We start from the raw sequence: 26,668 nt of genomic DNA on the forward strand, positions 1-26,668 counted from the left end.
TTGCAATTGGAATTTTTTTAGCAGTATGAACACTTCCTGCAAGAGATGTGCTTCTTTGTAAATAATAATATTTAGAATTGTTATTATAATACATTTTGGGATCATTAGCCAAAATTCTATAAAACATATCTACATCTTCAGCAAGTTTTACTTTAGAGTATAAAAGTTTTTTTTCTTTGAGAAAGTCTTTTTTGTATAATTTATTCCAAGCAACAACGAGAGGATATTCTGGAGTATTTTCTTTTTCAGAGGTATTTACATTGAAGCTACTTATTCCTTCAAAACATTTATCTTTTAAATCTTTTTTCCATTTTTCTAATCTGTTATGATAATACGGCTTTATATAACCTTTAGCCTCATTAACTGTATATATATTGTTAGTAAATACAATATCCGCATCATATTTTATAGCAGTATCATATAAATTCTCTACATAATCATAAGAAATAAAATCATCAGAATCTATAAATACAATATAATCTGAATTACTATTATTAAATCCACTATTTCTTGCAAATCCTAAACCTTGATTTTCATTATGATTAATAAGTTTTATCCTATTATCTTTTTTTATATATTCTTTAATTATATTTTCCGAACTATCCGTAGAACAATCATTAACACAAATTATTTCTATCTCTTTTAATGTTTGATTTATAACACTATCCAAACATTTAGCTAGATACTTTTCTACATTGTATATTGGTAAAACTACTGATACTTTAATCATAAAATAAACCTTTTAAATTTTATTCCCAAATTATTCTATATTCTTCTTCTTTGTTATATTGAGAGTAAGCAGGATCTGTTATATTAAATTTTAACTTAACAGAAGTATCTGTGAAAGTAAATGTTATAGTAAAGCTATGATTTTCACTATTGGTATTTTGGAAATTAACTGTTTTTGTAAATATTATCTCTTTAGTGTAGGGATTTTCTATATCTATATAAGCATCTGCAAAATAACTCCATTCTATTTTATTGTTATATACTGTTATTTTACTATCTTTATTTTTATTATAATATATTCCCAATCTTTCATTAAACTTTATATTAGTGCTGTCAGTTTTTGGATTAAAATTAACTTCTTTATTAGAATATCTTAATTTACTGTATAAAAAATCTATAAAATAAGTATCAGGAGAAATACCATTTATAGTTTCCTTTATATCAAAAGAAAAATTTTTATTAGTGCTTTGAGGATTTCCCAAAAAATATGTTCCCAAGTTATTAGCTGTATTTCCTTTTTTTCCTATGAAAGTAATATTGCCTGTTTCAAAAAGTACAAAATCAAGTTTTATATCTTTTGTAAAATTAACATTCAATGAATATCTTCCTGCCCTTTCTTTTAGCTGTAATGCATTTCTTGAGCCTGTTGGTATATTAATGCATGATAATAATAAAAACAAAATGAAAAATAATAGGAAGTTTTTAGTATATTTCATAATATATCCGAAATGCATATATGAATTTTATTTATTTTAATTATATAAAAAGAATTTTAAAAGTAAAGTTAAATAGCAAAATAAAAAAATATTAACAGCAAATTAAGTTATCATAATGTTTTTTAAAGTTTATATATAAATTTTTTACTATTTATGTTATAATTTACTTATATTAAAGTATAAAATTTTTCACATGTATATATTTTTATACATATATATTTTTTAATAAGGACTTAAAATATGATGAAAAACAAAGAAAGACTTTTATGGATATTTCTTTTAATTTTTGTAGTAGCAATTTCTTTTTTCAATTTTAAAAGCCCTTCTCTAGCAATAGCCCAGCAGGGAAAAGCACAATCTGATAATGATTTTTACTACTATAGCAGATTATTTCAGAAGGTATTTGCAACTTTACAGCAGAATTTTGTTGATACTAATAATGTAACAACAAAAAAACTTATGTATGGTGCAATAAAGGGAATGCTTGAAGCAACCGATGACCCTTTTACATTCTTACTTGATGAGGAATTAAATACAACTTTAAATACAGAAATGTCTGGAAGATATGGCGGTGTAGGACTTTCAATATCTAAAAATGCTGATAAAGGATTAATGGTTGTTTCTCCTATAGAGGATGGTCCTGGTGAAAAGGCTGGAATATTATCAGGAGATTTCATTATAGAAATAGACGGCAAAAGCACAAAAGATATGTCGGTTGATAATGCTGCTAATATAATGAGAGGTAAAGAGGGAAGCAAAGTAACTTTAACTATATTAAGAGATGGAGTAGCTGAACCTATTAAATATCCTCTTACAAGAGCAATAATAGAAATAAAAAGCGTTAAATATAAAATGGTTGATAATAATATAGGATATATCAGAATAACTACTTTCGGTGATGACACTGCTAAAGATTTAGAAAACTCTTTAATAGAGCTTAAAAAGCAGGGTATGAAAAAACTTATTCTTGATTTGAGAAATAATCCGGGCGGAAGACTTGATACTGCTATAAATATAGTAGATGAATTCCTAACTGAAGGAAAAATAGTTTATACTAGAGGAAGAAGTAAGAATGAAAATCAGGATTATTATGCTTCTAAAAAAGGAGATGAATGGTTAGAAGGCGATATGCTTGTTTTAGTTAATCAATATAGTGCTTCTGCTTCTGAAATACTTTCAGGTGCTTTACAAGACAGCGGAAGAGCTAACCTTTTAGGTGAAACCACATTTGGAAAGTTTAGTGTACAATATGTCCTTCCATTGGATACAAGAGATAATACATCTTTCAAATTCACCGTAGCTCATTATTATACTCCAAATGGAAGAAGACTTCATGGTAAAGGTTTAACTCCTGATTTCGTTGTTGTAGAGCCTAAACTTACAAGCACTGATATAACTGCTTTAACTGAGCTTAGAAAAGGCGGACAAATATCTGCTTATACTAAAAAATATCCTAATGAAAATTCTGATGCAACTGCTTTACCTGCATTCAAAGAAGAGCTTAAGAATCAGAATATTATGCCTAGTGATTATTTACTTGAGCGTTTAATATACAATGAGAGAAATTTGGATAGTTATAAAGAGATATATGATCTTAAATATGATAAGCAATTGAAATCTGCTATTGAATATTTACAAACTGGAAAGGTTCCGCCTCAAGATAAAGAAGAGCCTAGAGAAAATTGGTCTAATGAAAAAGAAGAAAATTAATTAATATATTTTAATTTTATTAAGGTGATAGTATTTTTATATTATCACCTTTTTTAATTCCCCACCCTATAGATTTATTACTTTATTATAAATTTTAACTTCCAATTTCTTTATTATAAAATAACATTTATTAGTTTCCCACCCAAGCTTTTTTAAATTTATAATGTATAAAGCACATGCAGAATGAAATTAAAAATATAAATGCAATTGAAATTTTATTATATTATATATTTTTCTTACAATAGATTATCTTATGATATAATTATTATCCATATTGAAACTTAAATTAACTTCTAAATTTTCAAGCTTTTTATTTTTCTTTTCATAGTCCTCTTTTATTTGTACATATATGCTGTATAAAGCACTCATATTTACAAACTTAGCATACAATTCATTTTCTCTACCGTTAAAAGCATTTTCTCTAAAAAGCTCAAATATATAATTGCTTATTAAATAATAAGTATGAAGCTGAGTTTTATATAAAATACAGTTTTTATTAGAAGATTTAAAATTTAAATTAATTTTTTCAGATGAATGAAGCTCTTCAAAAAAAGCATTATCAGCACATATCTCTGGAAGAAATAAAAATAAATCAACAGCTAAACTACTGTCTTTTACCACATTATAAGCCATATCCTCAAGTTTTTCATAAGAATCTTCAGTTTCTTTTGTATTTAAAACTATATTTGAATATTGCTGAATATAATTTACAATATCCTCATTGCTATGCGGATAAGGAGTATAAGTTTCATCGTCCTGAACTAAAAAGAAAAATTGCTTATCAGCTGAGAAATTTGTATCATTCCAAGTTTTAACATATTCATTCATCTTATTTGAAAGTTCAGGTATATTTATATCATTTATTCTAAGCTCACCTATAGAATAATCATCGGCAGCCTTAGCACCGTATATTTTAATGTAGCAAATTTTTTGATTACCTATTCTTTTTAATATATCATCTTTAAACATATCCCAATAAATATTTACATTTTTAGGTTTGCCGTTATCAGTACCCATATTCACTAAATTGCTTGTATAAACTTTCCATTTATGTTTTTTACCTGCAAATTCAGTTTCTGCTTCATCTATTGCATTGTTTTCATACATAGCTTTTATACCAGTCATAATTCCAAATATAAAACTTCCATTTGAAAGCCCTACAGAAGTATTGGCATCTTTACCAGCACTAGCACAGCATTCAAAAATATCTCTATCCCAATCAGGGCTTGATATATAGTAGTTTATAACAGCACTTTGATCAGTTATATTGTCTGGATAAGCATTTATAAATATATTCCATTTTTTTATAACTATGCTTCCCTCTACTATTTCATTATCTATATCTTTTGCTAAAATAGATGATATGTCCTTTATAATAGCATCTGCTTCACTAGTATCAACAGAATTAGCCTCATAACGGAAAGTACCGCTATTTATCTCTTTTTTAAAGTCATTATATAAATTACTAAAATAATTGTATTCTTCATCGCTTATTATTTCTTTATTGCTTTCTAATATATATAATGCCTTTTCTATATTTTGAGATGCATTTGTTATATCAGATTTTCCTAAATATGCATATGATATTTTATAAAACCAAGTATGATGATTTCTAGTTTCTTCAGATAAAGAATTAAGAATTTCTATTGCTAAATCAAATTCCCATGTATTATTATAAGCTACAGCAAGCTGCCCTATAATATCATCATTTAATTCTTCTCTAGGATATGAAAGTATTAATTTAATAATATCTTTATGATTTCCTTCATTGTATAGTCTGTCAATTTCCAAGTTCAATTTTTCATATTCTTCATTATTATTCATATTTCATATCCTTATTTTTTATTTTTAGAATATTATATATTTAATAATAATAAAACAATATATTTTTTGTTTAACTTTTTTATTATTTTAGTATATAATAGACTTAACTTATTTATAAGGAGTTAAAAAATGACAAAGGTTGTTTTAATTCGTCATGGTGAGAGTGTTTGGAATAAAGAGAATCTCTTTACAGGCTGGGCAGATGTTACATTATCAGAAAAAGGTATAGAAGAAGCAAAAGCAGGTGGAGTAGAACTTAAAAAAGCAGGATTCACTTTTGATAAAGCATACACTTCTACTTTAACAAGAGCTATCAAAACTTTAAATTTGGTATTAGAAGAAATGGGACTTTTATGGATACCTGTAGACAAATGCTGGCAATTAAATGAAAGACATTATGGAGCTTTACAGGGGCTAAATAAATCTCAAACAGCTGAAAAATATGGAGAAGATCAAGTAAAGGTTTGGAGAAGAAGCTATGATACTCCTCCTCCAGTATTAGAAAAATCTGATGAGAGATATCCAGGTCATGATCCTCGTTATAAAAATTTATCAGAAAAAGAACTTCCTCTTACTGAATGTCTTAAAGATACAGTTGCAAGAGTAGTTCCTTTCTGGGAGAATGTTATACTTCCAGATATTAAAGCAGGTGAAAAAATTATTATCGCTGCACATGGAAATAGTTTAAGAGCTTTGGTTAAATATTTAGATAATATTTCTGATGCTGATATTACCGAACTTAATATACCTACAGGAATGCCTTTGGTTTATGAGCTTGATGATAATTTCAAAGCTGTTAATAAACAGTATTTAGGAGATCCTGAAGCTGTTAAAAAAGCTATGGAAGCAGTAGCTAATCAAGGTAAGAAAAAATAATAATAAATATATTTTTTATTATTTGATTTTGTAATAAAAAAGGGAGTCATTTAAGACTTCCTTTTTATATTTTTGTTTTAATTATTCTTTTTGCATAAAAAACTAAAAATATAATAGATAAAATCTTATCAAAATCTGTAAACAAGAATAAACTTAAAGTAGCAATTATAAAAAATATTTATAATCAAATAAATATAAAGTGCAATTTAAAATATAGATTTTTATTAATTTAATATTAATTATTTAATTTCTTTTTCACAGTAATTTCTTAAATAATCCTGAACGAATTCCAAATCTTCTCTCGTATCTATACCATGAATAAATTTTTGAGTTTCTACAACTTTTATTTTCATACCATTATAAAGCCATCTTAATTGCTCCAACTTCTCAACATTTTCATAATGGCATTCTTCAAGTTTTTCTATTTTTAATAAAATATCTCTTCTAAAGGCATAAACCCCAATATGTTTGTAATATTGTGCTTTGATATTCTGATCGAATCTTTTATGAGGTATTGCCGCTCTAGAAAAATACATAGCATAATCATTTATATCCGTAACAACTTTAACAGCATTTTCATCTTTTATTAAAAAACTTTCATCATCTATTTTAGTTTTTAAAGTTGCAATATCAACATTTTTATCATCAAAAGCATTTATAACAGGATTAAGAATCGATTCATCTATTAAAGGCTCATCTCCCTGCACATTAATGATAATATCACTATCTATTTTTTTAGTCACTTCAATTATCCTAGAAGTACCAGAAGTATGTTCGCTTGAAGTCATTACAGCCTTAGCATTATTTTTTTCACATATATCCATTATCTCTTTAGAATCAGTTGCTATAATACATTCATCTATTTTTTTTACAGCTTTAACATTATCATATACCGCTATTATTATAGGCTTTCCTAATAATTCATAAGTTAATTTTTTAGGAAATCTTGAAGAGTCGTATCTAGCAGGTATTATCGCTGTGATTCTAGGCATTTTATATCTCCTATTATTTTCTTAATTATTTTGATCCAAGCATTTCTCTGGATATATTTTTAAGTTTGGATTTAAACTCTTCTACAGTTTTTGATTCTATTAATACAACAGGATACATACTCATTCTTGATATCTTTGTAAAAAGTGATAAAAGTCCCAAATATTTTTCATTGCTCTTTTTATTAGTTAAAAACATAGTGAGTAAATGAACAGGCTTTTTATCAAGTGCTGAATAGTTTAATCCTTTTTTTGATATAGCAAATATTATATCATTATCTTCAACTTGATTGGTTCTAACATGAGGAAAAGCTACCCCATAGCCCAAGCCACTACTTATTATATCTTCTTTTTTATACATAGATTCCATTATTTGTGATATATTTATTCTAAGTCCGTTTGACTCTGAATATATCAACATTTCACTAATAGCCTCTTCTTTATTTTCCGCTTTTAAATCTAAAATAACATAAGAATTATTGATATATTTTTCAACTTCATTAATTGAGATCATAAAATTCCGCTTCCCTAAATGTCAAAATTTTCTTTTAAATATTCTTTCATTGTATATTTTTTTTGTATAAGCTCTAATGTAATATTAAGAGGATATATAGTTTTATGATTTTTAAAAGCTATTCCTATAGTTTCATCATCTAAATCTATATCCCTGCTTAATTCCCAATTGCCTTTAAACTTTTTTCTTATCACTTCTCCTATATAGGCACTTATAGAAAATATAAAATTTCTATTATTATCGCTTTCTAAAACTAGATATAATTTTTCTTTAAAAAATTTATCTACTTCAAATAAACTTTCTATAGTATAATCGGCATGATAGCCTTCACGCATCAAAAAATTGCTTATCCAATCAGATGCCCTTGAAAGTTCTTCTTGAGGTAAAAGATATTTTGGCATAATATAAATCCTTACTAATAATATTACATTTTTTTTGTAATATGTCAACTTAATGCAATATAAAATAATTTTTATTTTGCATTAAAAGAGAGCAGATTTATAATGATATTTTATGTTTGAGAATAACTTTAATAATTTGTTTTATATAAGTTTTAAATTTTGTTCTAATTCCCCGCCCTTTTATATTTTTTACTTTTATTTGCAATTTTAATTTTATTATTTTTTAATGTTTAATTTGTAAAGGCATTCCCGCCCTAGCTTGATTAAAATTTTAAGCTATATTCAATTAACTTTCAATCTTATATTTTTTCTAAAATCTTTTTTGCAAATACAGCACCAAATACTATTATAGCAGTAGCAATCACTAATTGGAAAATCCCATCTATAATATCATCTAAATTATAAATTATATAATGCATTCCAAAGAATCTTGAAAATAATACAATCATTGATATTAATACTATTGCTATTATAGAAATAATAATAATATTATTCTTTTTATTTTTAATAACTGTAATTTCTTTTTTATTTATCTCTTCACTGTTTTCATTTGATTTTTTTGCTTCTTTTGAATCTATTTTTTTGATTAGAGCAATAGCGAATATTATCATTGCTACTAAAACCGATATCTTTAATAGTATTTCAATTATATCATCAAAATCATGCATTATATAGAATATATAGTATTGCAAACCTAAAAATTTTACAGCAGATATAACAAAAGCAAATAAAACTATTATAGCAGAAATTATCATGAATTTTTTTGATTTAATTACTGACATTATATTATTTTTCATAAAAATACCCCTAAATTAAATTTCCACTATCCTTTTTTATTATCTTTCAATTTATATTCAGGTTTCAATTCATAAACTTTTTCATATCTTAAATCATTTTCTATTGATTCTATATTATTATTATTCGGGATTCTTTTTTCTCTTCTGTCATAATCTCTCATATCATATTCATATTGTATATTATCTTCTATAACCCTTTCTCTTCTATTGTTTCTATTACTTCTGTCATCTCTACACCTTCTATAATCATCATCTCTACTACTTCTTTTTATGTTTCTAGAATTATTTGGAACATCTTTAAAAACTTTTTTTATGAAGTATACTACAGCTAATATCATGATAATCATCATTATGAGCTTAATCATATCTTCGATGAAATCATCAAAATCATCTAGCAAATCAAAACAATATAAATTAGCTGATATTGTTAAATTAAAAATAGAAGCCATTAATCCTAATTTTTTCATTCTTTACTTTCTCCCATTAATTTTTTGAATAATTATTCCCTATCATTACTATCTTTCTTTGAATTTTTCTTTAGTAAGAAAAAAGCAACTCCTATAATTACCACTATTCCTACTATTTTTGCTAAATCATCAAAAATAAATTCAAAAGTATCTTCTATTATATCAAAAGAATATAAATTAGCATTCATTATAAAAGTAGCTATCAAAGCAGTTATTCCTATTTTTTTCATAATTATCATCTCCTTATCTCATCTATCTATTTAAAGTATAGCATATTATTAACTTTCTGTAAAGTTATATAAATAAATTTTACAGAAAATACATTAATGTAAATTAAATGTAAAGTTATATACAATACATGTAATACATTTTTTTAGTAGTGAAAATAAAAATTTTTTAAGAGAAACTTCTTTTTTATGTATATGATTATTTACATAATATATGAATAAAATTTATCAAGCGTTTTCGTATTATACCGAAAATAATAGCAATAGAGTTTTTATTTTATAGATCGGAGAATATATGTATAAATATGTGATAGAAGGTTCAAACAATATCGGAGGAGTGTTAAAGGTATCAGGTTCTAAGAATGCATCATTACCGTTACTTGTTGCATCTATTTTAACAGATGAGCCTGTTGTACTTCATAATGTGCCTGATTTGGCGGATGTGCATGTTCTTATAAATATATTAGAACCTTTGGGTAAGAAAGTTGATTTTAAGAATAATACTACTGTTATAATATCTCATAATGGTAAAAGCGAGGAGGCTCCTTATAAATTAGTAAAGAAAATGAGGGGTTCTATTATAGTTTTAGGACCATTACTTGCTAAACGCAAACATTGCAGAGTATCCTATCCAGGAGGCTGTGCTTTTGGACCAAGACCTATAGATTTGCATTTAAAGGGAATGGAGGCATTAGGAGCTAATATAGATATAACATCTGGATATATTGATGCAAAAGTAGAAGGCGATTTAATAGGTGCGGTTCTGGATTTATCTGGAAAATTCGGACCTACAGTATTGGGTACTGATAATGTGATGATGGCTGCTTCTTTGGCTAAAGGCACTACAATTATTAGAAATGCGGCAAAAGAACCTGAATGTACTAATTTGGTTGATTTGCTTAATGCTATGGGGGCGAAAATCACAGGAGGTGGCACTGATACTCTTACTATAGAGGGAGTTGATTGTCTTCATGGTACTGAATTTACAGTTATACCTGATAGAATAGAAACAGGTACTTTTTTAGCAATAGCAGCTTCTGGAAGAGGCAAATTAAAATTAGAGAATGCCGAGCCTAAACATTTAACTTATGTATTAGACTTGCTTTCAGACATAGGATGTGATATAAAAATTACAGAAAATACTATAGAAATAGATGCTTCTGGTAAAGAGTTAAAACCTTTCAAGGTAGAAACTTTACCTTATCCTGGATTTCCTACAGATTTGCAGGCTATTTATACTACATTAGCTTGTACAATTAATGGTAAAAGCGAACTTGTAGAGGGTATATATCCAGACAGATTCAGTCATGTACCTGAACTTATTCGTATGGGGGCAGATATTGAATTAAATACTTCTCATATAGTTGTAAATGGCGGTAAGGAATTATCAGGGGCAGATGTTCAGGCAAGCGATTTGAGAGCTGGTGCTGCTTTGGTTGCTGCTGGTGCTGTATCAAAAGGCTTAACAAATGTTCATAGAATTTATCATATAGAAAGAGGCTATGAAGATTTAGAGAATAAATTAAAGAGTATTAATATAAATACTGTAAGAGAAAAAGACGATATTTTATAATAATTAGGGGGAATATAAATAATGGTAAGAGGTGTTTATACAGGTGCAAGCGGAATGATGGCTGAACAGGCTAGATTAGATGTTGTAGCCAATAATTTAGCAAATGTTGATAAGCCTGGATTTAAAAGAGATACTGTGAGTTTCAAATCTTTTCCAGAGATGATGGCGGCAAGAACCGAAGATGATGGAGTAGTAATATTTCCATTAGGTTCTACTGATATAAGACCTTATGTAGGAAGAATGGGAACAGGAGTTGAAGTTAATGAAGTTTTCACAGAATGGGAACAAGGTTCATTGAGAGAAACAGGTAATCAGCTTGATATAGCTTTGGGAGATAAAGGCTTTTTCGCAATAGAAACTCCTAATGGAGAAAGATATACAAGAAACGGAAGTTTTTTAATAGATAAAGATCATTATCTTGTAACAAAACATGGTTATAAGGTTATGGGAGAGAATGGATACATTCAGATAAAAACTAATAACTTCAATATAGATGAAGAAGGAAGAGTGAGTATTAATAAGAGATATCAGGATGGAAATGCATTTGTACAATTCAATGATAATGAATGGGAAGATGAAGAGATACTTGATACTTTAAAAATAGTTCGTTTCGATAATGAAAGATATTTAAAGAAAGAAGGTGAGTCTTTTTGGGTAGATACTGATATAAGCGGACCTGCTTTTATAGCTCAAAAAGGTGTTGACAGACCTAAAGTATTATCCAGATTTTTAGAGATGAGTAATGTTAATCCTATAAATGAAATGGTTAGAATGATTGAAGTTCAACGCTCTTATGAATTAAATTCAAAAACTATATCTACTCATGATGCTTTAATAGGCAGAGTTGTTAATGAAGTAGGACGAGTTTAAATTTATTTTTTAAGAATAAATTTTGATAAAAAATGAACGATAATATATAATAGTATGTAATATTATATATTTAAACATTGAAAGATAGAGGATATTATGACCCCAGAAAAGATAAAACAACATGTTACAAGCAGGCTTAAAGTTCTAACAATACCAATATATTTATTTATAGATATATTTGTTTGGAATACAGCGTTATTTTTTATATATAAATCTGCTCCCCCTATATACGGCGTAAAAATGCTCTTTTCTGTAGTTTCTTTTATATTCTTATTTAAATATTTAAAGATGTGGAATTCTAATTTCAATATAAAATTAGCAAGTAAGATAATATTTATATTCTTTATAATGTCCCTATCAGGAAGTATCATAGAAATAGCTATATATTCCATCATAAATAAAACATTCTTATATACTACTGTACTCGCTTTATTTAATGCTACTATTAATTCAGTTCTTATATCATGTGTATTTATGTTTTTATTAAAGCTTCTATCCAATCATTTTGAGTTAGAAGAAAATATAGTTACTTTTTATGTTCCTCTTATAACTAAATTAGGATTTATAGTATATTTATTTTTCTCTGTAATAATAATTGCATTCCTATTAAATTATATTTCTGTAGAGGAAAAAATATATTTGAATGATTCAAGCAATATTATTTTAGATGAAATGCTAAAGGTATCAGATTCTATAGGAACTTTTAATAATGATATTAAAGCAGATATGATGGCTTATTCTGATTTAATACTTACTATGTATTCTAATAAAAATGTTATAGACAGAGAACAAATTCAATCAGATTTTGTGAATAGATTGGCATATATGAATAATACTTTAAAAAACAATTATAATACATTATCGCTCAATATTAATCATGAATATTTAAATAATAATCTTCCTTTTTCTGTAACAGTTTCAAGAGATGCAAATACAAATAGATATACAAGTAGAACTTCTGATGCATTAACTGCACATAATTTCTTGAAAAATGATATAGTTAATAATTCTGTTGTTTTGAGTATGAATGTTTATGATAGAAATAATATATATGTATCTTCATATACTACATTGAAACTGTTTGGAAGAAATATAGGATATTTGATATCTGAAGCTGATATATCTGATATTAATAGAATAGTTAAAAATAATGATGTTCTTTCAAAATGGTCGTATATATACTATAGAATTGAAAATAAAGATATTATACTTGGTTCAGACAGCAGATATATAGCAGAAAGCTCATCTGAAATATTATCATCATCTTCTGAATTAAGTAATGCTATGGTGGATTTTGAAAATTCATTGAATAATAGAGTATTTGATGTATTTCCTTCTGTGAATATACAGGGAAACAGATCTATTGCTGTAGTTTCCTATATAAAAGATTTGAAAGTAATTTCTTTATTTTATAAGGATATTAATTCAATAATAAGAGATTCTAATATAGATTCTAGAATATTTAATTATGTATTTTTATTTGTTTCAATATTTATAATATTCTTTGGTATTTATTTATTAATTTTGAAGATATTATTATCATCTATCAATAAAGCCAATAAGTCCACTAAAATGCTTTTAAGCGGAAGTGGTGATTTAAGAAAAAGGATTATCTCTAAAAATAACGATGAAATAGGGCTTTTGATTTATAATTTTAATTTATTTCTATCAACTTTAGACACTCTCATAGGAGATCTAAAGATAGAAAGTTACAAAGTATTTGAAGAAATCAAGGTAATAGAAAAAGTTATTGATGAAAATACAAATAGAATAAATGATCAAAGTTCTAGTATAACTGAAAGTGTAGCTAGTGTTAATAATATTATTACATCTATACAGAATGTTACAAGTTCTACAGATCAGCAAAGACATGCTTTCTCATCAGCATCTATAGCTGTAGAAGAATTGCTTCAAACAATTTATAAAATCAATGATAATATGGAGCGTCAGTCATCAGCTGTGGAACAAACATCAGCTTCTATCGAGGAGATGATATCCAATATTACTTCTGTTGCTAAGAGTGTTAATAAAGCGGATAGTTTCTCAAAGAAATTACTTGTTGATGCTCATGATGGCGGTGATACAGTAGATGAGGTTATTGAGGCGGTTAGAGGTATTGAGGAAAGCTCCGACCAGATTAAGGAGATAGTTAACGTTATTCAAGGTATTGCCGAGCAGACAAACCTTTTAGCGATGAACGCAGCTATCGAGGCAGCACATGCTGGTGAGCAGGGAAGAGGTTTCTCTGTTGTTGCTGATGAAATTAGATCTTTGGCAGAGCATACAGCAGATAACACTAAATCTATTACAAACATCATTAAAGCTATTACAAAGAGAATAGAAGAAACTGTGGAGCTTGCAAGTAACAGTGGTAAATCTCTTGATAATATACTTGATATGTCAAAAAATACCGCTAGAGTTGTTTCTGAAATCAATACCGCTAATAGTGAGCTTGAAGTTGGAGGAAGAGATATACTTGAAACTATAAGACACTTGAATAATATTACAACTGGGGTTAAAGACAGCGTAAAAGAACAGATGAACAGCGGTGATGTGGTGGATAGCCAAATTACTTTGCTTGACCAGATTACTAGAGAGGTTTCTGATATTATTGAAACAAATAGTGAGGGTGCTAAAGAAGTAATGCATGCTATGAGTTTCTTAAATGAACTTTCTGTAAAAACAGTTGAGGGTAATAAAGAGTTCTATACTGCTACTAGTAAATTAAATGAGATATTCGTTAAATTCAATGATCTTATGAGCAAATTTATTACTAATGCAGATGTTATAGAAGAATCTAAGAATTCAGAGCTTTCTTCAGATAATATTGATGATTATTCTGTAGATAAGAGAATGGATATGGAGCTTAAGAGTCTTGAGGAAGAATTCAAAAAAGAAAATGAAGATTTCCAAAAAGATGATGAAGTACTAAATATGCTAAAAGAGGACTTTAAAAATCCAGAAATGTTTAGTATGTAACATAATAGATTCTTGACTTTTTTCAGGGATATTATATAAATATAATATCCCGTTTTTATATTTGTAACATTATTACTAATAGTAAGTACTGTTTTTAATAATGTTTGAAAATGTAAGAAATTAAGTAGGTTAGGTATGTCGAATTACACTATAGCTGAAATTAATTTATCTGCTTTGCAGAGAAATATGGAAATAATAAAATACATTTCAAATGGTGTTAAGGTACTTAATATAGTAAAAGCTAATGCCTATGGTCATGGAATTGTTGAAATATCTAAAGCTTCAGAGGAATTTGGTGCAGATGCCTTGGGGGTGGCGAATGTTGAAGAGGGAATTAAAATAAGAGAAGCTGGTGTAAAATTACCTATATTGGTTTTATTCCAACATTTCAAAGATGAATCTGATTTAGTATGTCAATATAATTTAAATCCTATTATAAGTAATGATGAATGTTTAGAATATTATGATAAATTCTTAAAGAAAAACGGTGGAACTTTAAATCTTTATATAAAAGTAGATACAGGATTAAATAGAATGGGGGCAAAACCTGAAGATGTTCTTGCTCTTTCAAAAAAAGTTTTATCATATGATACTTTGAATATAGAGGGTATTAATACTCATTATGCTGCTGCTGATATGAAAGATGATTATTCTAAAGAGTTTACCAATAAGCAGATAAATACCTTCAATGAAGTTTTAAATACTTTGAATAAAAATTCTATTAGTATAAAAAATGTTCATACAGCAAATTCGGCTGCTTTAATTTATTATAAAAATACATATTTTGATATGGTTAGGGCTGGCATCATATTATATGGGTATGCTGATAGTCCTTGTAAACCTATACTAAATTTAAAATCGCATGTGGTTTTGGTAAGAAATATAAAAAAGGGAGAAAGCATTTCCTATGGTATGACTTGGATTTCTGATAATGATACTAAAGTTGCTGTAATACCTATAGGATATGCTGATGGGATATCTAGAAAATTATCTAATAATTGGGAGGTAAAAATTAACGAAAAATACTATCCTTTACGCGGAAAAGTTTGTATGGATTCTATTGTTGTTGAAATATTTAATGATAATATAAAAGTAGGGGATGAGGTATTGATATTTGGAGATGATGAAAAACTTAATGCTGATACTATGGCAGAAAGAATAGGCAGCATTAGCCATGAAATATTAGTAAATATAGGAGAGAGAGTGAAAAGAGTCTATAATAAAAAAATTAATAAATAAAAAAAAGGAGAAAATTATGATTGATATGATAGCTAAAATAAACGGTATCATCAATGGTTTTGTATGGGGTCCTATAATGCTCACCCTACTTGTAGGTACAGGTATATACTTGAGTATTCAGACAGGTTTCTTACAAATCACAAAAATACCTTTATGGGTTAAGTACACATTTGGGGCATTAGCAAAAAAACAAGATGCAGATGATAACATCACTCCGTTTCAGGCTGTGAGTACGGCATTGGCAAGTACAGTAGGTACTGGTAATATTGCAGGTGTTACAACTGCTATAATAGCAGGTGGACCTGGTGCTTTATTCTGGATGTGGTTTGCTGCGTTTTTTGGTATGGTTACGAAGTACTCAGAGGTTATTTTAGCTGTCCATTACAGGGTTAAAGATAGTGCAGGACATAATCATGGCGGTCCTATGTATTACATCTCTAAAGGTGCTAATCTTCCTTGGCTTGGAAGTATATTTGCTGCTTTTGCCGCTTTAGCTTGTTTTGGTGCTGGTAACATGACTCAGACTAATGCTATGGCTGGCGTTATTTATCAAAATTTTGGAGTACCACATATAGTTACAGGTATAGTAGTAGTTATTTTGACTGCTATAATCATTATAGGTGGTATAAGAAGAATAGCTACTGTTACTGAGAAATTAGTTCCTGTTATGTGTGTTATTTATATACTTTCTGGTATAGCTATATTAGTTATGAATTTCGATAAAGTTCCTGGTGCTCTCCAAAGAATATTTAGTGAAGCATTTTCATTAAAACAAGTTGGTGCAGGATTTATGGGATACACTATAATGATGGGAATAAAATTCGGATTTGCTAGAGGTGTATTTTCTAACGAAGCAGGTTTAGGTACTGCTCCTATGGCACATGGAGCAAGTAACTCTAAAAACCCAGTAGAACAGGGATTATGGGGTATATTTGAAGTTCTTATCGATACTTTCTTTGTATGTACTTTAACAGGTCTTATAGCTATAATCTTCTTAGAAACTAATCAAGGTACTAAATTGAATGGTGCTGAACTTATATCTGCTTCATTTGGTTCTAATTTCGGACAGGTTGGTTCTATTATTCTTACTGTATCTTTGGTATTATTTGCTTTCTCTACTTTTGTAGGTTGGTCTCACTATGGTATAGTTGCTTTGGGATATCTTACAAATAGAAATAAAGTAGCTTCTTACCTATACAGAATAATATTCTTAATTGTAGGAATAATTGGTGCTGTAAGTCAGTTAGATTTAATATGGGCTATAGCTGATACTTTAAATGGTCTTATGGCTATACCTAACTTGATAGGACTTTTGATACTTTCTCCGAAAATAGCTCAGCTTACAAGAGATTATATGAAAGATCCTAATTATACTAGAATGAAAGACTAATAATTCTTATATAAGATATTCTTATTATTGAAGTATATATTTTATCAAGAAAGTTTTTATAAAAAAATATCGCCCTGCTTTTTTAAGTGGGGCTTTTTTATTATTTTATATAAAAAATTATTATTTAGTATTGATTTTTTATAGAAATATTATATAATTAGTAATTATTATTAATAAGGTGGTGCTATGGATACTTTCGCTTTAACCAAACTTTCGTACGGAATGTATATTCTAACAAGCATGGATAAAGATAAACCAGTAGGATGTACTATTAATACTTCAACACAAATAACATCAACACCTACAACTATTATGATTAGTGTAAATAGAAATAATTATACTAATGAATGCATAAAAAAATATGGAAAATTTGCTTTATCTATACTTTCTGAAAAAAGTGATTCTACTTTAATAGGCGGATTTGGTTTTAGAAGTTCCAGAGATAATAATAAATTTGAAAATGTTAATTATGAAATGAAAGAGGGGCTACCTATAATAAAGGCAGCCAATGCATATTTAATTTGTAAAGTGATTGATAGTTTAGAAGTTCATACACATACTATATTTATAGGAGAGCTTATAGATGCCAATATATTCGATAATGAAACTGATTCTATGACTTATTCTTATTATCATAAGGTAATTAAAGGTACAACACCTCCTAATGCTGCTAATGCTTATAAAAAAGAAGATACTGAGGGCAATTTTAATAGGGCAGTTTATAAATGTAAGACTTGCGGTTTTGAATATAAAGGCGATATACCTTTTGAAGATTTACCTGATGATTGGGTATGTCCTATATGCGGAGAGCCTAAAAGCAATTTTGTGAAAGTTGATACAAATAAATCTCTATCATCTTCTGTTTATAAATGTAGAACTTGCGATCATAAATATGAAGGTGATATACCTTTTGAAGATTTACCTAGCAATTGGGTATGTCCTGTATGTGGAGAACCTAAAAGTAATTTTGTAAAAATCTCATAATAATAAATCAAACTAATTTTTACCCCAATTTTACGGCAGCGTATAGAGATATACGCTGCTTTTTTTAAATAATGATGAGGCTTTGTTAAAAAATAAAATTATCTGTATTTTTTATTATATTAATTTTTAGAGAATTTCTCTTTTTTTTAATTTCCCCCAATATATCTGAAGTTAATTTTGCATCTTTAAGTGATTTTCTTATTTGCCAAAATCCGCTATCCCATAGAGATATTTTAAATTTATCTTTATTGATTTTATCTATATTAGAATAGAAAAAGATATAAAGTTTCTTGCTGCTTTCCATCAATTCCAATGCCTCATCTGATATGTATTTTTTATTATTCTCCAAATATTCAAAGCAGAATCTTTTTTCTCCATTATATTCAAATGAATTGCAATTAGAATGTATTTCATTATAGTCAAAGGGATAAAAATGATTGATAATAGTATAATAATTATTTTTATAAAATATATTATTCATAGCAGAACTTTGATTTGAAGTAGAAAATAAAGTCCACACAATACAGTCTAATATAAATTTTTTATCCAATTCTTTTTTTGGTATGCAAAACTGATCGCTTCCATTAAGCCAATCCACTTTTACATTTCTTCTAATGGCATGTATAATCATAGCCTTTTCAAAATTTTCTCTTGTAATTGAAAGTGATCCTGCCGAAGCTTGAGGGGCAGAAAATATTGCTGTGAGATTTTGTTTTTGTAAATCACTTCCGCAACTCATAAGAGATCCTATAAATCCTTCACATACTTTATCTCTTATATCATTGCCTGATGTTTTTACTTTAATTGCAGATGAGAGCGGTACGAATATTTTTGAAGTTTTTTCTCTTTTTATCCATTTATTTAAAAGATTATTACTATCTATAACATTATAATCTTTTTTATTTACTATATTAGCTTTATCATCTAACACATCTAACACTATATTTTGATTTTTTATATTATAATTATCATTTATTTTCCAAACAATAAAACTTACAGGAAAAGATGTTGTTTTTGAAGTGTTATCAAAATTAGATGATGAGAATAAAAAACCGTTTATGAATTTATAATTGCATACTTTATTTCTAAATTTCTCATTATTATTGTATTTTATATAATTAGTTTTTGAAAATATAGCTAAATAAACTTCTGTTTTATTTGAAATATTCATAAACTCTTTATGTATTCTAAACATAAATTGAGCATATAATTCTCTGGAAGCATCTCCCAATTTTTCTTTATGCATTATATCTCTTATTTTGCTTATGCTGACATTTTTTTTACTTTTTGAATTTGTACCTGCAACTTGGCTTGTAGCGTATGGAGGATTAATAAATATTATCCATTTTAAATTTTCATTATTAAGATCATTTTGAAGTTTTCGAGGTATTTTTTTATATTCAAAATCATTATTATTGATATCATCATTAAGGTAATCATATTGAAATATACAGGCTTTTTTAAATTTATCTTTACTATATTCTACATCTTTTTCATCTATTGTAGACATATATATATACTGATGATATTTCTCATCTATATAATATTCCAAATTTCCTATACCAGATGACATATCCCATATTCTATATTTTCCGCTTTTTAATTCTTCTTCTGATACAAAATTATATATATATTCTATAGACTTTTTAGCAAAATGTAATGGAGTATAAAACTCTCCTAAATATCTCTTTTTAGAATTATACTCATCTATAGCCATAATGATTTTAATTAATAAATTTTAAAATCTAGCACTCAAATAAGGCATAGGATTCTTATGATCTCCTCCAACTCTAACCTCAAAATGGCAATGTATTCCAGTAGTTCTTCCTGTATTGCCTATTAGAGCTATCTTTTCTCCTCTTTTAACCTTTTGACCATATTCAACAAGAAGTTTAGAATTATGCCCATATGCAGTTTGATATCCATTGGCATGCTTAATAAGTAGGAACCAACCGTATCCATTTCTCCAACCTGCAAAAGTAACCACTCCATCAGCAACAGCTAATATAGGAGTTCCATACGGTCCTGCTATATCTACACCATAATGATAGCTTTTTTCCTGATTGAATGGAGAAAGTCTTGCCCCAAATCCGCTTGATATTCTTCCTCCTCCTGAAACAGGCCATCCTAAAGGTATTTCCTTATGTATTTTTGGAGATACTTCCATAAATGAAAGTACATTTTTCTGATAAGAATCTAGCTCGCTTAACATTTTATTAATATTTATAGATTCATTATAATTTAAATTATTGTTATTATTAAATGTTCCTGCATCATTATAATCTATTGCATAGGATATAGACTTAATAGTATTATTATAATCATTCAATGCTTTGGAGAATCTATTTAAAGATTTTTTATAATCTTCTATTAAAGTATAAGTTTTAGCTTCTCTGGTAGATAAAGTATTATAAAATTCTCTTGCCTGCTTTTGTCTATTATATGCATCATATCCTGTATAAATCAAAGCAGAAAATATTAATAATAAAAATAAAATCATGAAATTATTAATAGGAAGTCTTACCCCATGTTCTTCATTATCATAGAATATAAGTATGCTTTTTTCATGATTTCCTTTTCTTTTTATAGCATCTATTATCGATTTAAAAAAATGTCTTATTCCGTATGTAGCATTATAAAATTTACTGAAAACCCTTTTAGTTTTATTGAATTTTATCTTTGTTCTAGGGGCTTTATATCTTGAAGAAGGTTTTAATTTAACATTTTTTTTATAACTTATATCGAAACGGGAATTGGAATTATCTGTTGATTTATTAGAATCTTGAAAATTACCTACAAATTTTTTAGCTAAATTTTTGACATCTTTTGATGTTTCTTCTAAATAATACTTATCCAACTGGGCATTGGATTTTTTTTCTTTTGTTTGAGTATCGTTTGTTATTAAAATGGTATTCTCCTTAAAAATCAAATAATCCTCTTTCACCAGTACTATAATTATCGTCATACTTAGCTGAAAGATTTAAATAGCCATAAGCCTTATTCGTAGCAACTCTTCCTTTAGGTGTTCTTTTTATAAAGCCAGATTGTATTAGATAAGGCTCTATCACATCTTCTATAGTTTCTATCTGTTCGGATAAAGACACCGATAAAGTATCTACTCCTACAGGTCCTCCGTTATAATGTTTAATAATGGTATTTAGATAAAGTTTATCGAGAGATTCAAAACCGTTTTTATCTATACCAAGCTTTTCTAAAGAATCACATACAAATTCTTCGTCTATTTTTAAAACATCTTTTACAGTAGCAAAGTCAAAAACTCTTCTCAAAAGTCTGTTTACTATTCTAGGTGTGCCTCTGGATCTTGATGCTATTGAAATGGCTGCTTCATCGGTGATATTAATATTTAGAAATTCAGAACTTCTCTTTACTATATTGGCTAAATCTTCATTAGTATAGAATTCAAGTCTTTCAACTATACCAAATCTATCATAAAGAGGTGTACTAAGCAAACCACTTCTTGTTGTAGCTCCTATTAAAGTAAAACGAGGCAGTTTAACTCTAAAGCTTTTCGCACTTGTTCCTTCTCCTACCTTTATATCAACAAAGAAATCCTCCATAGCAGAATAAAGCACCTCTTCCACTACAGTTCTGAGTCTATGAATCTCATCTATAAATAGCACATCTTTTTCACCTAAAGTGGTAAGTATAGAAGCTAAATCACCAGGACGCTCTATTATAGGTGCGGATGTAGCCTTTATATTACTTCCCATTTCATTAGCTATTATTTGAGCCAATGTAGTTTTTCCAAGCCCGGGAGGACCGTAAAATAGTATATGATCTAAAGAAACATCTCTTTTTTTAGCACTATCTATAAAAACTTTTAATTTTGATTTTATATTATTCTGACCTAAAAAATCATCAAATCCTTTGGGTCTTATATTATTGTTATTATCCTGTTTATCATAAGAGTTTTCTTCAGCATTAGTTATACTTTCTCCATCCATAGTTTGTCCATTATATAATATAATTATTTAAATAACAAATTTCATATGCTTTTAATATATATACAGTGTTTTATGAATTTTCAAAAATTATTAATTGTATTTAATCAATTTTATATTATATTTTGTTTAAGTACTTTGAAAATTATGGAATTTTTATGTAATTTAGGCATAAAAAATTATTTGATATAATTGCATATTATATCATAACTTAAAAAGTTGATATTTTATAATTAGAATGATAGTTTTTAAGAGGAAAGAGGTGTAGGACATATTAATGTTGCTATAAATGAAATGGAGTCTTCTGTTCAGCAAAATGCTTTTTTAGTGGAAGAGGCTAATTCTTCTTATCAGTTGCTTTTGAAAGAGGTACAGAATTTAAATAAATTAATAGACTTTTTTAAATTAAAATAAGTTTTATTATATTTAGTATAAATTAAATACAGAATATTATTTTTTAGTGTTTTATTATTAAACAGTATAATTATATATTTTCTTTATTTGATAGAGATAATAACAATTTATTGGTATTATTAATTAAGTATTTATGTTTTTTATTTCCATTAAATCAAATATTATTGGTATAATTATTGCATGATATCCTTATTAATATTATTATATTTGACATATGAATATATTTTTATATCATATAATACTATATGGTATTTAATAGGAGTTTTTAATGAGTGAAAAATTAAAAGATAAATTAGATAATAAAAAAAATAATGATGATAAATCCAAAAAAAATGAAGATAACGAAGTTTCAATATTAGAAGATAAATTACCTTCAAGATTAATAATCATACCAGTTATGGGAAAACCTTTATTTCCTGGACTTTATGCACCATTTCCAATACCCCCTCATCATGCCGATGCTGTAAATAAGGCTATAGCAGAAAATGATGGATTTTTGGGACTTAATTTATATATTGCCGATACCTATAGCGGAAATAAATCTCCTTCTGTTGATGAGATATATAAAGTGGGTGTTGTAGTTAAAGTATTTAAAAAATTAAATTTACCTGACGGCGGACTTAATTTGCTTATAAATTCTATACGAAGATATAAAGTAATGAAGTATGTAACTACAGATACAGTTATAAGGGCTGAACCTCTTTATATACCTGATATAGATCCTTTCCGTAATGAAAAAGAGGCTAAAGAAATAAAAGCATATATTAGAGCATTACTTTCCGAGGTGAAATCATTGAGTGAGAATAATCCTCTTTTCACAGAAGAGATGCGTCTTACTATGGTTAATGTTGATGATCCTGGAAAATTGGCAGATTTTGTTACATCTATGCTTAATGTAGAAAGAGCAAGTCAGCAGGAGATACTCGAAACTTTTGATATTCAAGAAAGATTAGAGAAGGTACATTTGCTTTTACAAAAAGAAAAGGAAATATCCGCAATACAGCAAAAAATTCAGGGAAGCATTAATTCCAAAGTACAGAAACAGCAGAGAGAATATTTCTTAAAAGAGCAATTGAAAGAGATAAAAAAAGAATTAGGATATGATACTGATCCGAAGCAAAAGGATATAGAAAAGTATAAGAAAGCTCTTGAACAATTGGATGTAGTAGAGGAAGTGAGAGAGAGAATGGAAAATGAAATAGAAAAGATTTCTACTATAGATACTCATTCTCCTGAATATACTGTTTCAAAAAATTATTTAGATACTTTATTTGCATTGCCTTGGAATAATGAGAAGAAAGAGAGAGAGGATATATCAAAAAGTAAAAAAATATTGGATAGGGATCATTATGGTCTTGAAGATGTTAAAGAGAGAATATATGAATTTTTAGCGGTAAGAAAATTAAATCCTGATAAAAAATCTTCTATACTTTGTTTTGTAGGTCCCCCGGGGGTTGGAAAAACATCTATAGGTAAAAGCATTGCTGAGGCATTAGATAGACCTTTTTTCAGATTTTCTTTAGGTGGTATGAGAGATGAGGCAGAAATTAAAGGTCATAGAAGAACATATATAGGTGCTATGTCTGGAAAGGTTATAGAGGCTTTAAAAATAGTAAAAGTAAAAAATCCTGTACTTATGCTTGATGAGATCGATAAATTGGGTACTAGTTTTCAGGGAGATCCTTCAAGTGCATTACTTGAGGTTTTGGATCCTGAACAAAATTCTTCTTTTAGGGATCATTATTTGGATTTGCCTTTTGATTTATCTAATATACTTTTTATAACTACAGCTAATACTTTAGATACTATTCCTAGACCTTTACTTGATAGAATGGAGGTAATAAGGCTTTCTGGATATATTTTAGAGGAGAAATTAAAAATAGCTTCTAAATATATTATACCAAGACAGGCTAAAGCTCATGGACTTAATATAAAAAATATTAATTTCACCAATAAAGCTATTTCAAAAATAATAGATGGATATGCAAGAGAGGCGGGAGTAAGAAATTTCGAGAGGAGAATAGAGAGAATATGCAGAAAAGTTGCTGCTGATATAGTAGAAAATAATAAGAAAACATATAATATCACTATAGATGAAAAGGATTTGGAAAAATATTTGAAAAAGCCTATATTTACTGAAGATTTTACAGAGAGGGATTTGAGAGCTGGAAACTCTATAGGTTTAGCTTGGACTTCTATGGGAGGTGCTACACTTACTATAGAATCTATAAAGGTATCCGAGAAAAAAGATTCTGGAAATATACAGGTAACTGGGCAGCTTGGTGATGTTATGAGTGAGAGTGTGGAGATAGCATATAGTTATGTAAAAAGCGTTGCTAAAGATTATGATGTTAAAGATGCATATTTTAATGATGCTATGATTCACTTACATATTCCTGAAGGGGCTACTCCTAAAGATGGACCTTCTGCAGGTATCACTATGGCTACTGCTTTGCTTTCTCTTGCTATGAATAAAGTGATAAGAAATGATACTGCTATGACAGGTGAGCTTTCTTTAAATGGAAAAGTGCTTCCTATAGGAGGCTTAAAAGAAAAGACTATAGCGGCAAAAAGACTTGGATTTATTAAGCATATTATAATACCTTTTGAAAATACTAGGGATTTAGATGAGATTCCTGATAATGTAAAAAAGGGGATTACTTTTCATCCTGTGAAAGATGTTAGAGAGGTGTTTGATTTTATGTTTAAGCTAAATAAGTTAAATAAATCTGAAAACAAAAAAGAAGCTAAATCTTCAAAGAAAAATAAAAAATAAAAAAATATTATAAAAGGTGCAGGATTAATTATTCTGCACCTTTTTTATTATTAATTTCATTTAAATATTACTTAATATATAATATACAAGCCCCTAATATTAAATTATGTGTTAAATGTATCGTAACAAATAAATATAATGTGTTTTTTTATATTTTTTATAATTTTAATGAAAATAAATATATTTTCAAAATAAATCTATATGATAGTATAACAATATACATATTTATAAATCTGTCTATTGTTATTTAGGAATTTACATGAAAAAAACATATTCATTATTTATAGTTTTAATTGCAATTTTATTTATTTATTCATGCGGAAGTTATTTTAATCCGAAGTACTATTTTTTTAATAATAAATTAGAGAATAACAACAGTTCGGGAAGCTCAGGCGGTAATTCAGGAATATATATACAGCCTAGTGAAAATGAAGATCCTTTTACAGCATCTCAGTATGCATCCAAGTGGTGGAATGATCCCAATAACGGCGGATTTGATGCATCAGATATAGACAGTTGGTTTTTAAAAGTTAAATTTTTAGAAAATGATTATCCAAGTTATAGATTTTTAACAAAAAGTGATGAAATAGCAGGACATGTTTGGGTAGTTTCTAATGAGCAGTCTCAAGCATATTTGGATCAGGGTTCAGTATGCGATACTACAGCAGTTACAGGCGTATACATAAAACCAGTTGCAAAAGTAACAGGTGTAACATATACAAAATATAAAGGATTAAATACAAGGTTTTTTACACATGATGGAGATTATCATAATGTGTACCCTGGAAAAGATAAGATAAGCAGATTCTATTTTTACTATTTTACAGGCACTCCTGAAATGGCTAAATTTTTGGAAAACTGTTTAATTGCTGTAGATACATATTCAAAATTATTATTCTATTATGGAAGACCTCAAAGTGATTATCCGAATCCTCCAAGTTGGCAGAAGCCGAGTAATTTAGTTGATAAATATTCGCCTACAGGTTATTGGATATCTATAGATGAAGGTATAAATGATAAAGGGCAGAATTATCCTTTTTACGAATATGATCCTGTAGGATATGTAAAAAGTGACGGTACAGTTGTTATATTTGAATGGTTTGAAAAAAGATTAAAAGGAAATCATAATAATGATCCTGTAAAAAGTGATCCTAAAGGAAATATTGTTCCTAATCCGAACACTAATCCTCCTACTTCAACTACAGGACGTTCTCCTTATGCATTCTATTCG

21 protein-coding genes and 1 pseudogene are annotated in these 26,668 nt (G+C 27.7%); 10 read left to right on the forward strand and 12 right to left on the reverse strand.

Annotated features, from left to right (window positions below):
- Both Q1J76_RS01430 and Q1J76_RS01435 read right to left on the reverse strand, forming a co-directional pair.
- Positions 1-730, reverse strand: a 730-nt coding sequence (locus Q1J76_RS01430; protein ID WP_300365681.1) for a glycosyltransferase family 2 protein, incomplete at its 3' end; no start/stop codon positions are given.
- A 19-nt stretch (positions 731-749) separates the two neighbouring features.
- Complete coding sequence (locus Q1J76_RS01435) at positions 750-1,445, reverse strand: hypothetical protein (RefSeq protein WP_300365684.1); 696 nt, start codon at positions 1,443-1,445, stop codon at positions 750-752.
- Between the two features lie 240 nt (positions 1,446-1,685).
- On the opposite strand from Q1J76_RS01435, the gene Q1J76_RS01440 reads away from it, so the two are divergent.
- Positions 1,686-3,155 (forward strand): S41 family peptidase, encoded by a 1,470-nt coding sequence (locus tag Q1J76_RS01440; RefSeq protein ID WP_300365687.1) that lies wholly within the window; start codon positions 1,686-1,688, stop codon positions 3,153-3,155.
- Positions 3,156-3,401: 246 nt separating this feature from the next.
- Here Q1J76_RS01440 and Q1J76_RS01445 read toward each other — a convergent pair whose 3' ends face one another.
- The gene (locus Q1J76_RS01445) at positions 3,402-4,979 is read right to left on the reverse strand and encodes a DUF6348 family protein (protein ID WP_300365690.1); all 1,578 of its coding nucleotides are present in this window, start codon (positions 4,977-4,979) and stop codon (positions 3,402-3,404) included.
- 129 nt (positions 4,980-5,108) lie between these two features.
- On the opposite strand from Q1J76_RS01445, the gene gpmA reads away from it, so the two are divergent.
- Positions 5,109-5,855, forward strand: coding sequence for a 2,3-diphosphoglycerate-dependent phosphoglycerate mutase (gpmA, locus tag Q1J76_RS01450; protein WP_300365693.1), 747 nt, complete (start codon positions 5,109-5,111; stop codon positions 5,853-5,855).
- Positions 5,856-6,094: 239 nt separating this feature from the next.
- On the opposite strand, the gene kdsB is transcribed toward gpmA, so the two are convergent.
- From kdsB to Q1J76_RS01480, 6 genes are all read right to left on the reverse strand, one after another.
- On the reverse strand, positions 6,095-6,847 hold the full coding sequence (gene kdsB, locus Q1J76_RS01455) for a 3-deoxy-manno-octulosonate cytidylyltransferase (RefSeq protein ID WP_300365696.1): 753 nt from the start codon (positions 6,845-6,847) through the stop codon (positions 6,095-6,097).
- Positions 6,848-6,872: 25 nt separating this feature from the next.
- The gene (locus Q1J76_RS01460; protein ID WP_300365699.1) at positions 6,873-7,358 is read right to left on the reverse strand and encodes a PTS sugar transporter subunit IIA; all 486 of its coding nucleotides are present in this window, start codon (positions 7,356-7,358) and stop codon (positions 6,873-6,875) included.
- Positions 7,359-7,372: 14 nt separating this feature from the next.
- Positions 7,373-7,759, reverse strand: a complete 387-nt coding sequence (locus tag Q1J76_RS01465; RefSeq protein WP_300365703.1) for a hypothetical protein — start codon at positions 7,757-7,759, stop codon at positions 7,373-7,375.
- Positions 7,760-8,058: 299 nt separating this feature from the next.
- Entirely contained in the window at positions 8,059-8,556 is a 498-nt protein-coding gene (locus Q1J76_RS01470; protein WP_300365706.1) for a hypothetical protein, read from the reverse strand.
- Positions 8,557-8,582: 26 nt separating this feature from the next.
- Positions 8,583-9,023 (reverse strand): hypothetical protein, encoded by a 441-nt coding sequence (locus Q1J76_RS01475; RefSeq protein ID WP_300365709.1) that lies wholly within the window; start codon positions 9,021-9,023, stop codon positions 8,583-8,585.
- 32 nt (positions 9,024-9,055) lie between these two features.
- A complete protein-coding gene (locus tag Q1J76_RS01480) occupies positions 9,056-9,253 on the reverse strand; it encodes a hypothetical protein (protein ID WP_300365712.1) in 198 nt (65 codons plus the stop codon).
- A gap of 292 nt (positions 9,254-9,545) precedes the next feature.
- On the opposite strand from Q1J76_RS01480, the gene murA reads away from it, so the two are divergent.
- The 6 genes from murA (at position 9,546) to Q1J76_RS01510 (ending at position 18,285) form a co-directional block, all read left to right on the forward strand.
- On the forward strand, positions 9,546-10,823 hold the full coding sequence (murA, locus tag Q1J76_RS01485) for a UDP-N-acetylglucosamine 1-carboxyvinyltransferase (protein WP_300365715.1): 1,278 nt from the start codon (positions 9,546-9,548) through the stop codon (positions 10,821-10,823).
- A 21-nt stretch (positions 10,824-10,844) separates the two neighbouring features.
- A complete protein-coding gene (flgF, locus tag Q1J76_RS01490; protein WP_300365718.1) occupies positions 10,845-11,693 on the forward strand; it encodes a flagellar basal-body rod protein FlgF in 849 nt (282 codons plus the stop codon).
- 96 nt (positions 11,694-11,789) lie between these two features.
- Positions 11,790-14,672: a methyl-accepting chemotaxis protein gene (locus Q1J76_RS01495; RefSeq protein ID WP_300365721.1), complete on the forward strand. Its 2,883-nt coding sequence runs from the start codon at positions 11,790-11,792 to the stop codon at positions 14,670-14,672.
- Between the two features lie 135 nt (positions 14,673-14,807).
- On the forward strand, positions 14,808-15,911 hold the full coding sequence (gene alr / locus Q1J76_RS01500; RefSeq protein ID WP_300365724.1) for an alanine racemase: 1,104 nt from the start codon (positions 14,808-14,810) through the stop codon (positions 15,909-15,911).
- Positions 15,912-15,927: 16 nt separating this feature from the next.
- A complete protein-coding gene (locus tag Q1J76_RS01505; RefSeq protein ID WP_300365727.1) occupies positions 15,928-17,301 on the forward strand; it encodes an alanine/glycine:cation symporter family protein in 1,374 nt (457 codons plus the stop codon).
- 186 nt (positions 17,302-17,487) lie between these two features.
- Positions 17,488-18,285 (forward strand): flavin reductase, encoded by a 798-nt coding sequence (locus Q1J76_RS01510; protein WP_300365730.1) that lies wholly within the window; start codon positions 17,488-17,490, stop codon positions 18,283-18,285.
- Positions 18,286-18,370: 85 nt separating this feature from the next.
- On the opposite strand, the gene Q1J76_RS01515 is transcribed toward Q1J76_RS01510, so the two are convergent.
- From Q1J76_RS01515 to ruvB, 3 genes are read right to left on the reverse strand one after another with little or no spacing between them, the layout of a single operon-like run.
- A complete protein-coding gene (locus tag Q1J76_RS01515) occupies positions 18,371-19,996 on the reverse strand; it encodes a hypothetical protein (RefSeq protein ID WP_367182049.1) in 1,626 nt (541 codons plus the stop codon).
- A 27-nt stretch (positions 19,997-20,023) separates the two neighbouring features.
- Entirely contained in the window at positions 20,024-21,214 is a 1,191-nt protein-coding gene (locus Q1J76_RS01520; RefSeq protein WP_300365738.1) for a M23 family metallopeptidase, read from the reverse strand.
- Positions 21,204-22,250 carry a Holliday junction branch migration DNA helicase RuvB gene (gene ruvB / locus Q1J76_RS01525; RefSeq protein WP_300365741.1) on the reverse strand — a complete coding sequence of 349 codons (1,047 nt, stop codon included), beginning with the start codon at positions 22,248-22,250 and terminating at the stop codon, positions 21,204-21,206. Before ruvB ends, Q1J76_RS01520 begins: the two co-directional genes overlap by 11 nt.
- A 679-nt stretch (positions 22,251-22,929) precedes the next feature.
- Here ruvB and lon point away from each other — a divergent pair.
- Together lon and Q1J76_RS01535 are read left to right on the forward strand one after the other, a co-directional pair.
- The gene (gene lon / locus Q1J76_RS01530) at positions 22,930-25,437 is read left to right on the forward strand and encodes an endopeptidase La (protein WP_300365744.1); all 2,508 of its coding nucleotides are present in this window, start codon (positions 22,930-22,932) and stop codon (positions 25,435-25,437) included.
- Between the two features lie 259 nt (positions 25,438-25,696).
- A pseudogene (locus Q1J76_RS01535) lies at positions 25,697-26,668 on the forward strand (hypothetical protein); the annotation flags it as partial.

The sequence above is a fragment of the Brachyspira sp. genome (assembly GCF_029258575.1).
Classification (GTDB): domain Bacteria; phylum Spirochaetota; class Brachyspiria; order Brachyspirales; family Brachyspiraceae; genus Brachyspira.